Origin of the sequence: Amycolatopsis sp. NPDC051371 (assembly GCF_040682155.1) — a bacterium.
In the GTDB taxonomy this organism is placed as follows: Bacteria; Actinomycetota; Actinomycetes; order Mycobacteriales; family Pseudonocardiaceae; genus Amycolatopsis.
In genome coordinates this window covers 104,822-116,942 of record NZ_JBFBAG010000031.1, presented here as the reverse complement: position 1 = coordinate 116,942, position 12,121 = coordinate 104,822, and the positions used below count along the sequence as shown (strand labels likewise).

Below are 12,121 nucleotides of genomic sequence, written 5' to 3'. Positions count from 1 at the left end.
TACGGGATCATTCTCCGGGGACGCTGTCGATCCGGCCGGGCGCCGTTCGTGTCAGCGGGGAAAGCACCGACCGAGGGAGCCGACGTGAAGCAGTACCTGCTCAGCATCTACCAACCCGACGGACCCACGCCGCCGCCGGAGGTGCTCGACGGCGTCGTGAAAAAGCTCGACGCCCTCAACGCCGACCTCAAGACGGCCGGGGCCTGGGTGTTCGCCGGCGGGCTGCACCCGCCCTCCACCGCCACCGTGCTGCGCGCCGACGACGGCGACACGCTCATCACCGACGGCCCGTTCGCCGAAGGCAAGGAACACCTCGGCGGGTTCACGATCATCACCGCGCCCGACCTCGACGCGGCACTCGCCTGGGGCAGCCGGCTCGCCGACGCCGTCGCGCCGCTGCCCGTCGAGGTGCGGCCGTTCGCCGGATGAGCGTCGAGGAGGTCTTCGCCGCGGAGTACGGCCGCGCGGTGTCGGTGCTGGTGCGGGTGTTCGGGAGCATCGACGTCGCCGAGGAAGCCGTCCAGGACGCGTTCGCCGAGGCGGTCCGGCGGTGGCCGGCCGCCGGGGTGCCGCCGAGCCCGGCGGGCTGGCTCATCACCACTGCCCGCAACCGCGCGATCGACCGCCTGCGCCGGGAAGCCGCCAGGGAGGACAAGCACGCCCAAGCCGCGTTGCTGCACGCCGCTTTTTCGAATGACACAGCCGAGCCCGTCGAGGAGGGCGCCGTGCCCGACGAACGGCTCCGGCTGATCTTCACCTGCTGCCACCCCGCGCTGGCCCGCCCGACCCAAGTCGCCCTGACCTTACGGCTGCTCGGCGGACTGACCACGGCGGAGATCGCCGGCGCGTTCCTGGTGGCCGAGCCCACGATGGCGCAGCGGATCGTCCGGGCGAAGAACAAGATCCGCGACGCGGGCATCCCATACCGCGTCCCGCAGGACGCCGACCTGCCGGCGCGGCTGTCGGCGGTGCTCGGCGTGCTGTACCTGATCTTCAACGAGGGCTACACGGCGAGCGCGGGGGAGGACTTGCTCCGCGACGACCTGTGCCGCGAGGCGATCCGGCTCGCCCGCGTCCTGGCCGGGCTGATGCCCGACGAGCCGGAGGTCTGGGGCCTGCTGGCGCTGATGCTGCTGATCGACTCCCGCCGCGCGACCCGCACGACCGCTTCCGGTGACCTGGTGCTGCTGGCCGACCAGGATGCTTCGCGCTGGGACGCGGACTTGATCGCCGAGGGCCAGGAGATCGTCCGCCGCTGCCTGCGCCGCAACCAGCCGGGCCCGTACCAGATCCAGGCGGCGATCCAGGCCGTCCACAGTGATGCGCCCACGGACTGGTCCCAGGTCAAGGCTCTCTACGACCAGCTGCTGGCCGCCACGCCGACGCCGGTGGTGGCGCTGAACCGCGCGGTGGCGGTCGCCGAGGTCGACGGTCCCGGAGTGGCGCTGGATGTGGTGGAGGGCTTGGAACTGGCGCGGTTTCCGCTGTTCCACGCGATCCGCGCGGACCTTCTGGACCGGGTCGGCCGGCGCGGGGAAGCGGTGGCTGCCTACACCGCGGCGATCGAGCTGACCCACAACTCGGCCGAAAAGGCGCTGCTGGAACGGAAACGAGCCTCAGCGAGCGCCGGGTGAAAGCACGTAGGAGAACCGGCGGACCCGCGGCACCCACGTCTGGAAGACGCTGACGTCGGGCAGCGTGATCGCCTCGACCAGCCCATCAAGGCTCTGGTGCAGGTGCTCCCACTGCACCGCCTCGTCCGCGGGAATCTGGCCCACGGCCTCGCTTTTCCAGCCGTCCTCCCGCTCCGCCGGCCGCAGGTCCGCGACGAAGTCGCTCCACGGCGTCTCCGGCGCCGCCCGCAGCAGGGCGTCGGCGAACCGGCCGAGCAGGCGGCCGTGCGCGGTGCACGTCCCCAGCAGCACGACCACCGCTTCGTACTCGCCGCCGAGGAACGTCGAGGCGTCGGAGAGGTCCCGCGTCGCCCGGAGCATGCGGTAGAGGTTGATGAGGCGCTTCGCGTCCCGAGGGGTGTCGACCAGCGGATCCAAGCGGGAGAGCAGGGTGATCTCCGGATCGGTCAGCGGCCGCGGGATCTCGGCCGGCCGCCCCGGATCCAGCTGCGCGGCCACCTGGGAACCCGGCTCGACCGGGATGACCGGCGCCGGACCGCCCGCCGGGGCCACGACCCCGGTCGCCTCGTCGTGCTCCGGGTCGGCCGGGGGCCGCTCGCCGGCGGCCGGGGTGTCGATCATCGACCACAGCAGCTGCTGCAGGCTGCCCGCCGGCATCCGCGGCAGGACCAGCGGGATGTTGAGGATCTTCTCGAGGTAGTCCTCGGGGGTCACGTGCCAGCCGTCCGCCCGCACGACGGCGTCCCCTTCGATCAACCGGTCGTAGTGCGTGCTGAGCGACCGCAGCAGCCACCGCGGGTCCACCCCGACGACCACCACGAACAGGTCGAACGCGAGCAGCAGGTGCACCGCCTGCAGGACGTCGACGACCTGCTGTGGGCTGCACCGGTCGAGGTCGTCGATGTAGAGCACGATCCGGTCCAGCGGCCGGGCTCCGTCCTCGCCGTCGGCGGCCGGAGCGGTCATCAACGCGACGAGCTTCTCGAAGTCCTTGCGGATGGTGGAGATCAGGCCGAGGCTGCCCCGGTAGTCCTCACCCCGGGACCGCTCGGCGAGGAATGCGTACAGCCGCCGTCCCGGGGTCAGCTCGGTGAGCTGCCGGCCCAGCTCCCCGATCCGGGTGACGACCTCCGCCAGTTGCCGTTCGGCGATCTGCTGGTCGACGTCGGCTTTGCGCAACGCGAGCAGCTCCTGCTGGGCACCGGCGTCCAGGCCGTCGCGCAGGTCTTCCGCGAGCACCCGCAGCCGGCGCAGGCCCGTGCGGGCGGCGCTCACCAGCTTCAGCCCGGTGGCGGCCAGGCCGGCGAACACGACGCCGACGCCGGTCAGCCAGGCCTTCACGTCCGGGACGACGGCCGCGAGAGCCGCGCCGGCCAGCAGCACGACGGCCGCGGTGATCAGGGCGGTCTTCCCGTGGCGGTAGCGCGCGATCCGGCCCAGCTCCGCGGTTTCGCCGTGCGCGCCGCGCATCTCGGCGGCCAGCAGCTTGCCCTGGTCGGCCAGGTCGCCCACGCCGAGCTTGCGCCACAGCCCGTCGTACTGCTCGTGGAACGCCCGCGACTTCCGCAACGCCCGCAACAGGTCGCCGGTCCGCACCTTGCGGTCCCGCTCGGCGTCGCCGATCCGGCGTTTGAGCGCCGTGGCCTCGGCCTGGGCGCGTTCGGTCACCGCCGTCAGCTGTTTGCGCTGCTCCAGTTCGGCCGCGAGCTGGTCGCGCAGCCGCGCGCCTTCCCGGAGCCGGGCCTGGTGCCCGGCGTCCGGCTCACCGGGGCGCCGAGCGGGTTCGGAGAGCTGGCGGAAGATCTCGTCCCCGAGGCTGGCCCAGAGGTTCGCGTCCGCGTAGTGCCAGGCGTTGAAGCCGACCTGCGCGATCTTGGCGCAGTGGCCCGGGGTGCCTTCCAGCGCCTTGACCTGGCCGCGCAGCATGCCCATGAAGAAGCTCTTGCCCGAGCCCCACTCGCCGAAGACGCCGATCGACAACGGCAGCGGCGTGTCTTTCGCGGCGATGACCGTGGCCAGCATGGAGACGTACGGTGTGACGCCCAGGTGGTCGTGGGCCAGCGGGATGCTCTCGTTCGGGTCGACCAGGTCCCGGGCGACCCCGCCGGCGAGCTGATCGTCGGAGAACACGGGCACCCGGGGGCTGGGCGCGGTGGTCCGCTTGTCCTCGAACGCCGCCGCGCCGGGGACGTCGGCCGCCCATCGCTCCCGGATCGCGTCGATGTTGGCGCCGTAGTCGGAGAAGAAGACGACCTCGCGGACGGCGGACTTCGCGGCCAGCGCACCGCGGATGAGCGCGCGGGCGGCGACCGGCGGCGCGAGTCCGAGGCGCCCGGTGGCGAACAACGGCAAGGCGACGGCGGTCGCTCCGACGCCTGCCACGGCGGTGATCACGGCGGTGGTCGCGGTCGTGATCGCGGCGGGTGTCGGCTCGCCGCGCATCCCCGCGGCGTGGGGTGTCGCCAGGACGGCCCAGCGCAGCCGCAGCATCCGCTTGACGGTGTGCGCGCTGAGGTCCAGCAGAGCCGGCGAATCCGGCGTCACCGACTCGAGTGGGATCGCTCCCCAGCCGGCGCGGGGGAACTCCTCCTGCATCGCGTCGCCGACGCCGCCGAAGGTGGCGCCCACCGAGATCGCCAGCGCGTCGACCGGCAGGTCCCACGGTCGTTGCGTCAGCGCGACGGCGTAGGAGACGCCGTCGGAGGTCTGGAGCGGAACCACGTCACCGAACTCCTGAGCGCTCATCGGTTCCTGACTCCTCGGGACGGGGGTCTCCGTTACTACCAGATCCGGCCCCTCCCAGTTTTTGCGGAGCCGTCTCGGTCGTTCAGGCCATCTGAGTTCGGATATGTGACCTTATCCGAACTTACGAAGGTGTCTAGTTATCTTGTGATTTGAAACAACTACTTCTAGTCCTAATCAGAAGCTTTGATAAGCTCTCGATCATGACGGAAGATGCAGGTCAGCCTCGGATTTGCGAGTACCGGCGTTGTGGGGCGCCGCTGCCGCCGGCGGTGGGGCGGGGGAGCCGGGCCCGGTTCTGCCAGGACGGGAAGACCTGGGGACGCCGGAACCTCACCTGCCGCGACGCCGAAGCCGTCCTGTCGGACGCCGAGTCGCTGCGGGAGAGCGACACCGCACTGGACGACACCGCCGTCACCGCGCTCGCCGGACAGGTCGACCGGGTGCTCGAACCGGCCCGAGGCCTCGTGGAGACGCTCACGACGCTGCGCCACCAGCTCGAAGCCACCACCGCTACCGCTCTCGCCGAACGGGACGCGGCACTGGCCGAGGCCGACGACCACCGCCGTCAGCGTGGGCTCGCCGAAGCCGAAGCCGCACAAGCCCGGACGGTCGCCGAGGAGGCCTCCGCGACCGCGACGACGGCGGAGAAGGAGGCAGCCGCGGCCGTCCGGGAGCGGGACGCCGCCCGCGGCGCCCAGCGGGAGGCGCTGCATGAACGGCAGCGCGCCGAAGGGCAGCTGGCCGCGGTCCGCGACGAGCTGGCGCGGGTCGCCGAGCGAGCCGAGGCGGCCGCGTCCCTGGCCGGCGAGCGAGCGTCGGCGATCGCCACCCTGACGGCGGACCTCGCGGCCACCCGCGCCGCGCTCGAGGAGGAACGCGGCCGCGGCCAGGCCGCCGCGGCCCGCGCCGAGACGGCCGAAGCCCGCGCCGAGACGGCTGCCGGGCGGCTCGACGCGGCGCGCGAAGAGCTGACCAAGGCAGCTACTGCTCACCACGCCGCCCAGGAAGCCACCCTCGAACGGGCGCGGATGGACGCCGAACGCCTGCGTGCCGAGTTCGACCAGCGCCTGGCCGAACTACAGGCGACCCACGAGCAGACCATCCGGTCCATGCACGAAACGACCACGAATCTCGGCACGGAACTCCGCTCGCAAGCGGGCCGGGCCGACAACGCCGAGCGAGCGCTGACCAGGGCGCTCGCTGTCCTGCGGGAGATTCCGAACGCCGAACTACCCGAGGACGTCGCGGCAATGCTCAAGTAATTACTTGACTATTTCGGCGGGCCGCGCATACTTAAGTACATGCTTGACCATGAGCTGGACCTGGTGTTCCGCGCCCTGGGCGACCGGACGCGGCGGGCACTGGTGGAGCGGCTGGTGCGCGGGCCGGCGTCGGTCAGCGAGCTCGCCGAGCCGCTGACCATGTCGCTCGCCGCCGTCGTGCAGCACCTGCAGGTACTCGAATCCGCCGGGATCGTGCGGTCGGAGAAAGTCGGCCGCGTCCGGACCTGCCGGATCGAACCGGAGATGCTGCGTGCCGGCGAGCACTGGCTGGGCCGGCAGCGCACCACGTGGGAAAGCAGGCTCGACCGGCTCGGCGACTTCCTCGCCGAGCCGCCGCCCGCCCCGTCGGAAGGGACCAAGACATGACTGTCATTCACAGCACCTTCACCCTCGAACGCGTCTACGCAGTTCCCCCGGCCCGCGTGTTCGCCGCGTGGGCGGACCCGGCCGCCAAGGCCCGCTGGTTCGTCCCCGACGGGACGCACGAACTGGACTTCCGCGTCGGCGGCCGGGAAACCGTCGGCGCCACGAGCCCGGACGGCACGGCGCTGGCCGTCACCTCGACCTACCACGACATCGTGCCGGAGCAGCGCATCGTCTACTCCACGACGCTGACCGGCGGCAAGACGCTCGCCACGGTCTCGGTCACCACGGTCGAGCTGATCGGCGAAGGCGACGGCACCCGGCTGGTCCTGACCGAGCAGGACACCTTCCTCGACGGCGCCGAAGAACCGGCCTGGCGCGAGCAGGGCACGGGCGACTGGCTGGACCGGCTGGGCGAGGCGCTCCGATGACCGCCGTGCTCGCCGCGCTCGTCGAATCCCGGATCGGGGCTGTGGCGGCGAAGGACGTCGAGACGCTGGTGGCCCAGTACGCCGAGGACGTCACGCTGTTCGACGCGCTCGGGCCGTTGCGCGACACCGGCCGGGACGTCGAACGGGACCGGCTGCAGCAGTGGTTCGGGGCCTACCGCTCCACGATCGACCTGCGGATCAAGGACCTCGAAGTGGTCGCGGACGGCGACGCCGGGTTCGCGCACTACCTGTTCCAGGTCCGCGGCACCATGACCGACGGCACCGAGGTGGACATGTGGGTGCGCTCCACCGTCGGCTTCCGCCGGGGCGAGGACGGCTGGAAGATCGTCCACGAGCACAGTTCGGTGCCGTTCACGCCGCCCTGTACCGCTGGGGACTGATGCCGAACTCGCGCTTGAAGGCCGCGCTGAGGGCGAACGCGCTGCCGTAGCCGACCTGGTGGGCGACCGCGCCGATCGTGGCGTCCGGTTGCTGGCGCAGCAGGTCCGCGGCGAGCGCGAGCCGCCAGCCGGCGAGGTAGGCCATCGGCGTCTCGCCGACCGTCGTGGCGAAGCGCCGGGCCAGCGCGGCCCGGGACACACCCGTGTTGGCGGCGAGTTTCGCGACCGTCCACGGCTCGGCGGGCTGGTGCTGCAGCAGCCGCAGTGCCTGCCCGATGACCGGGTCGTCATGAGCGCGGTACCAGGCGGGCGCGTCGGTGTCGGGCCGGTCGAACCACGCGCGTAGCGCGGCGATCAGCAGCAGGTCGAGCAGCCGGTCGAGGACGGCCTCCTGCCCGGGCACGTCCCGGCCGATCTCCCCGGCGAGCAGCCCGGCCAGCGGCGTCGGCCAGTCGGTCGCCCGCAGGACGATCAGCGTCGGCAGCGCGGCCAGGAGCTTCTTGCTGATCTCGCCTTCCATGCCGTAGGTGCCGGTGAGCAGCACGACCGGCCCGCCGGTGCCCCAGGTGCGGACGCCGAGGTCGGCGTAGTCGGTGAGGTGTCCGCCGTCGGGGGTGCGGCACTCCTGGCCGGGCAGGATCAGCGCCTGCGGTGGCGTCGACGGGTGGTCGGCGACCAGGTACGGGTCCGGCCCGCGGGCGATCGCGACGTCGCCTTCGCCCAGCAGGACGCGCTCGCCGGCGTCCGGGACGATCCACGCTTCGCCGCGGACGACCGACACGACGGTCAGCGGTGCCCGGTCCTCGATGCGCAGCGACCACGGCGGGGTGAGCACCGAGCGGAGCAGGAACGCGCCGTGGGCGCGGGGGCCGTCGAGGAGCGCGGCGAGCGGGTCCATTCCCCCAATCTAGACGATGGAACATGCGATCGAGGCTTTAAACTATGGAGAGTCTTACCAGCAGCCGGTTGACTCACTGCCATGACAACGAACTTCCTGGTGGTGGGCGGCACCGGCAAGACCGGGCGCCGCGTGGCGGATCGGCTGCGGGAGCGCGGCCTGCCGGTGCGGATCACGGCGCGGCGCGGGGCGCCGTCGTTCGACTGGAGTGACCGCGAGACCTGGGTGCCGGTGCTGAAGGGCGTCGACGCCGTCTACCTGACCTATTACCCCGATCTGGTGGTGCCCGAGGCCGCCGCCGACATCCGCGCGTTCACCGAACTGGCGGTGACACAGGGAGTCCGGCACCTGGTGCTGCTGTCGGGCCGCGGTGAGGAGGAAGCCGAGGCGTGCGAACGGATCGTGGCCGGCGCCGGGACCGGCTGGACCGTCCTGCGGTGCAGCTGGTTCGCGCAGAACTTCAGCGAGCACTTCCTGCTCGACGCGGTGCGCGGCGGCGAGATCGCGCTGCCGGCGGGCACGGTCACCGAGCCGTTCGTCGACGTCCGCGACATCGCCGACGTCGCGGTGAAGGTGCTGACCGAGCCGGGTCACACGGGGCAGCGGTACGAGCTGACCGGTCCGCGGCTGCTGAGCTTCGCCGACGCGGCCGCGGATATCGCGGCCGCGTCGGGACGGGATGTCCGCTATGTTCCGGTTTCCGCGGAGGAGTACGCCGCCGCCGCGGTCGAGTACGGCGTGCCGGAAGCAGAGGCCGGGGCACTGACCGAGCTGTTCGCGCGGGTGCTCGACGGCCGCAACGAGTCGGTGACCCACGACGTCGAGCGGGTACTGGGCCGGCCGGCGACGGACTTCGAAGACTTCGCGCGGGACGCGGCGGCGACCGGGGTCTGGGCGCGGTGACGGGGAAGGAGAGACCGATGTCGACTGTGGTGCTGGTGGCCGCGCTGGTCGCGGCCGGCTTGATCGCCGGGCTGTTCTACGCCTACGCGTGCTCGGTGATGCCGGGGCTGGCGCGGGGCGACGACAAGACGTTCGTGGAGGCGATGCGCGGGATCAACGTCGCGATCGTCAACCCGGTCTTCATGCTGACGTTCCTGGGCGCGCCGCTGCTGGCGGGCGTCGCGATCTTCCTCAACCCCGGACCGCGGCCATGGGTGATCGCCGGGTTCGCGTGCCTGGTGGCGATGCTGGTGATCACCGGGGCGCTGAACATCCCGCTCAACAACGCGCTGGAGTCCGGCGGGGACGACTTCGCGGCGGTGCGCGCGAACTTCGCGGCGGCGTGGGTGCGCTGGAACGTGCTGCGCGCCGTGGTGAGCACGGCGGGTTTCGGCTGCCTGGTGGCCGCCGTGCTCACCGACCGCGGCTGATCAGTCCACGAGGCGGAAGAGCAGGTCGGTGACCCACCGCGTGGGGTCCGGGACTTCGAGCGGGTTGGTGCGCAGGACTTCCAGGCGGCCACCCCACTCCTCGCCGTCGGGGCTCTCGGTCACGTCCCACGTGACGCCCTCGGCGGCACCCCAGGCCAGGACTTCCGCGGTCGCGGCCGCCAGGCCGTCGGGGGCGCCGACGTAGGTTTCGAGGACGTACTTCCCGGCCGGAAGCTCGCCGAGAAAGGCCGGTTCCTCCGGCGTGAACCCGCCGTCGATCGGGACACCGGCCTCGACGAAGAACCGCATGCCGGCGTGCAGCACGCGGTAGCGGAAGAACGGCGCCCCGGCCGGGACGATCCCGTGGCCGGCGAGGGTGCCGATGAGCGGCGGCAACCGGTCGGCGATGCGCGGGAACTCCTCGATCCCGAGGGTGGCGCGCTCGGCGACGTAGGGCTGGGCCGGTCGGTCCACGATGGACGGCATCAGTGTTCCTCCGGGACGAAGATCGGGCGGACTTCGATGCTGCCGTAGGTCGCGGCGGGGTGCTTGGCCGCGATCTCGAGGGCTTCGTCGAGGTCGTCGCAGTCGAGGACGACGTAGCCGCCGATCTGTTCCTTGGCCTCGGTGAACGGGCCGTCGGTGAGCAGCGCTTCGCCGTCGCGGACGCGGATCGTCGTGGCTTCCGACGGCGGGCGCAGGCCGCCTCCGCCGTGGATCTTGCCGCGGCGGGCCAGGTCTTCGCCCCAGCCGTCGCACCCGTCGTACTGGTGTTCCTCGGCGGTCTCGTCGCCGGCGATCATCAGCAGGTACCGCATTCAGCGTCCTTCCAGTACTTCGCGCAGGCGCGCGGCGAAGGCGACCGGTTCGGTGGCGAACCCGCCGTGGTCGCCCGGGAACTCCACGGCGGTCAGGCCGAGGGCGGCGGCGAGCCCGGCGCCGGTTTCGTGGGCCGTCGAGCCGGCGGACTTCTCGCCGACGCCGACGACCAGCCGCGCGGACGTCGCCCGGAGCGCGTCGAGATCGGGTTCGAAGGCGCCGGTGGCGGCCATCAGGTGGCCGAAGAAGTAGGCGAAATTGCCTTCGCCGCGGGGATCGAGCGGGGGCACGGGATCGACACCCACCAGCGCCATGAACGCGGGGAAGGCCGCCCCGAGGCCTTGTTCGCGGAACAGCGAGGGGATGTCCGGCCCGTCGAGGGCTTCCCGCGGCAGGTAACGGCTGACCGGCGGTTCGTGCAGCACGACCGTGCGGACGTCATCGGGGTGCCGCACGACGTGGTCGAGCATCGTGATGGCACCGCCGCTGCTGGCGAACACGTCCGCGGGCCCGACCTCGGTCAGCAGGCGGTGGACGTCGTCGGCGTGGTCGCGGATCGTGTCGTCGCCGGGCTCGCCGTCGAGCGGGCTCCGGCCCAGGCCGCGCGGGTCGTAGGTGACGACGGTGTGGTTCTCCGCCAGGAGCGGCCGGATGTGGGTGAACACGGCGGCGTCGGCGGGACCGCCGGGGACCAGCAGCAGCACCGGGCCGCGGCCGGTGACGTCGTAGGTGAGGGTGGCGCCGGGGGCGGCGAGGGTGGTCATGGGCTTTCCTCCGGTGGTCGGGGTTCGCCCGACCGACGAACGGGCTCGCCCGGGACCGACACCGCTTCGGAGATTCTTCGCGTGAGGTAGGCGCGCTCGGCGTCGGTGGGCGCGAGTTCGCGGGCTTTCGCGTACCACTCGGCGGCTTCGGTGTGCCGGCCCAGGCGGCGGAGGAAGTCGGCGCGGGTGGCGGGCAGCAGGTGGTAGCCGTCCATGGTCAGGCGGTCGAGCAGGGCGAGCCCGGCGAGGGGGCCGTCGGCCATGCCGACCGCGACGGCCCGGTTGAGCTCGACGACGGCGCTGGGGACGTGCTTGCGCAGCTCGCCGTAGAGGCCGGCGATCTGCGCCCAGTCGGTGTCGGCGGGCCGGGCGGCGGTGGCATGACAGGCGGCGATGGCGGCCTGGATCTGGTACGGCCCGGGTCGCCGCCGCCGCAGCGCGGTCTCCAGGATCTGGGTGCCTTCGGCGATTTCGTCCGCGTCCCAGCGGGTGCGGTCCTGTTCTTCGAGCGGGACGAGTTCGCCATGGGTGCCGGCCCGGGTGGCGCGGCGGGCGTGCTGCAGCAGCATCAGTCCGAGCAGGCCGAGGACCTCGGGTTCGTCGGGCATGAGCCGGGCCAGGACGCGGGCGAGCCGGATCGCTTCGGCGGCGAGGTCGGGGCGCAGCAGGTCGGGCCCGGCGCTGGCGGAGTAGCCCTCGTTGAACGTCAGATACAGCACGCCGAGGACGGCGGCGGTGCGTTCGGGCAGCAGGTGCGCGGGTGGGACGCGATAAGGAATGCCGGCGTGGCGGATCTTGCGCTTCACCCGCACGAGTCGTTGCGACATGGTGGCTTCGGGGACGAGGAAGGCGTGGGCGATCTCGGCGGTGGACAGCCCGGCCAGGGTGCGCAGCGCGAGCGCGACCTGGGCTTCGGTGGCCAGGGCCGGGTGGCAGCAGGTGAAGATGAGCCGCAGCCGGTCGTCGGTGACGCCGCTGTCGTCGAGATCGGGACCGTCGGGGACGTGCATCAGGGCGGCCTCCCGGAGCTTGGCGGCGCCGGCGGTCTCGCGGCGGAGCCGGTCGGTGGCGCGGTTGCGGGCGGCGGTGGTCAGCCAGGCGCCGGGCCGCATCGGGACGCCGTCGCGCGGCCAGGTGCGCAGGGCGAGGGCGAACGCCTCCTGGGCGCACTCCTCGGCGAGGTCCCAGTCGCCGGTGATCCGGATGAGCGTGGCCACGACCTGACCCCACTCCTCGCGGAACGCCTCCGCGACCGCGGTCTCGACCTCCACCGCTTCTCCTCCCGCCGGTTCAGTCACCCGACGAACGGCCGGGCCCGGGACCGACAGCTGCCTCGAGCCGGTGTCTTGAATGAGTCATTCAGGTCTTGGGAGGTCCTGAATGACTCATTCAAGACCTCTGGCCGGGCCG

At 72.2% G+C, this 12,121-nt stretch carries 14 protein-coding genes; 8 read left to right on the top strand and 6 right to left on the bottom strand.

Going from position 1 to position 12,121, the window contains the following annotated elements:
* Positions 1-84 precede the first annotated feature (84 nt).
* Both AB0M59_RS33135 and AB0M59_RS33130 read left to right on the top strand, forming a co-directional pair.
* Entirely contained in the window at positions 85-429 is a 345-nt protein-coding gene (locus AB0M59_RS33135; RefSeq protein WP_364623234.1) for a YciI family protein, read from the top strand.
* Positions 426-1,634, top strand: a complete 1,209-nt coding sequence (locus AB0M59_RS33130; RefSeq protein ID WP_364623231.1) for an RNA polymerase sigma factor — start codon at positions 426-428, stop codon at positions 1,632-1,634. The genes AB0M59_RS33135 and AB0M59_RS33130 overlap by 4 nt, the downstream gene beginning before the upstream one ends.
* Here AB0M59_RS33130 and AB0M59_RS33125 read toward each other — a convergent pair.
* Positions 1,617-4,379, bottom strand: a complete 2,763-nt coding sequence (locus AB0M59_RS33125; RefSeq protein ID WP_364623228.1) for a P-loop NTPase fold protein — start codon at positions 4,377-4,379, stop codon at positions 1,617-1,619. The genes AB0M59_RS33130 and AB0M59_RS33125 overlap by 18 nt on opposite strands.
* Before the next feature lie 200 nt (positions 4,380-4,579).
* Between AB0M59_RS33125 and AB0M59_RS33120 the strand changes: the two genes are divergently transcribed.
* Genes AB0M59_RS33120 through AB0M59_RS33105 form a run of 4 tightly spaced genes read left to right on the top strand, consistent with a single transcriptional unit; the run spans position 4,580 to position 6,857 of the window.
* Complete coding sequence (locus AB0M59_RS33120) at positions 4,580-5,641, top strand: hypothetical protein (RefSeq protein ID WP_364623225.1); 1,062 nt, start codon at positions 4,580-4,582, stop codon at positions 5,639-5,641.
* Between the two features lie 39 nt (positions 5,642-5,680).
* The gene (locus tag AB0M59_RS33115) at positions 5,681-6,028 is read left to right on the top strand and encodes a metalloregulator ArsR/SmtB family transcription factor (RefSeq protein ID WP_364623222.1); all 348 of its coding nucleotides are present in this window, start codon (positions 5,681-5,683) and stop codon (positions 6,026-6,028) included.
* The gene (locus AB0M59_RS33110) at positions 6,025-6,456 is read left to right on the top strand and encodes an SRPBCC domain-containing protein (protein ID WP_364623220.1); all 432 of its coding nucleotides are present in this window, start codon (positions 6,025-6,027) and stop codon (positions 6,454-6,456) included. Before AB0M59_RS33115 ends, AB0M59_RS33110 begins: the two co-directional genes overlap by 4 nt.
* A complete protein-coding gene (locus AB0M59_RS33105) occupies positions 6,453-6,857 on the top strand; it encodes a nuclear transport factor 2 family protein (protein WP_364623217.1) in 405 nt (134 codons plus the stop codon). Before AB0M59_RS33110 ends, AB0M59_RS33105 begins: the two co-directional genes overlap by 4 nt.
* On the opposite strand, the gene AB0M59_RS33100 is transcribed toward AB0M59_RS33105, so the two are convergent.
* Entirely contained in the window at positions 6,829-7,755 is a 927-nt protein-coding gene (locus AB0M59_RS33100; RefSeq protein WP_364623215.1) for an AraC family transcriptional regulator, read from the bottom strand. The genes AB0M59_RS33105 and AB0M59_RS33100 overlap by 29 nt on opposite strands.
* Before the next feature lie 81 nt (positions 7,756-7,836).
* Between AB0M59_RS33100 and AB0M59_RS33095 the strand changes: the two genes are divergently transcribed.
* Both AB0M59_RS33095 and AB0M59_RS33090 read left to right on the top strand, forming a co-directional pair.
* Positions 7,837-8,658 (top strand): NAD(P)H-binding protein, encoded by an 822-nt coding sequence (locus tag AB0M59_RS33095; protein ID WP_364623213.1) that lies wholly within the window; start codon positions 7,837-7,839, stop codon positions 8,656-8,658.
* Positions 8,659-8,675: 17 nt separating this feature from the next.
* A complete protein-coding gene (locus tag AB0M59_RS33090; protein WP_364623210.1) occupies positions 8,676-9,128 on the top strand; it encodes an anthrone oxygenase family protein in 453 nt (150 codons plus the stop codon).
* Here the strand turns inward: AB0M59_RS33090 and AB0M59_RS33085 are convergent, their stop codons facing one another.
* From AB0M59_RS33085 to AB0M59_RS33070, 4 genes are read right to left on the bottom strand one after another with little or no spacing between them, the layout of a single operon-like run.
* Positions 9,129-9,614, bottom strand: coding sequence for a GyrI-like domain-containing protein (locus AB0M59_RS33085; protein WP_364623207.1), 486 nt, complete (start codon positions 9,612-9,614; stop codon positions 9,129-9,131). It abuts the gene before it with no gap.
* Positions 9,614-9,946 (bottom strand): YciI family protein, encoded by a 333-nt coding sequence (locus AB0M59_RS33080; RefSeq protein ID WP_364623205.1) that lies wholly within the window; start codon positions 9,944-9,946, stop codon positions 9,614-9,616. Before AB0M59_RS33080 ends, AB0M59_RS33085 begins: the two co-directional genes overlap by 1 nt.
* Positions 9,947-10,711, bottom strand: a complete 765-nt coding sequence (locus tag AB0M59_RS33075; RefSeq protein ID WP_364623203.1) for an alpha/beta hydrolase — start codon at positions 10,709-10,711, stop codon at positions 9,947-9,949.
* A complete protein-coding gene (locus tag AB0M59_RS33070) occupies positions 10,708-11,982 on the bottom strand; it encodes an RNA polymerase sigma factor (protein ID WP_364623201.1) in 1,275 nt (424 codons plus the stop codon). Before AB0M59_RS33070 ends, AB0M59_RS33075 begins: the two co-directional genes overlap by 4 nt.
* Between the last annotated feature and the right edge of the window lie 139 nt (positions 11,983-12,121).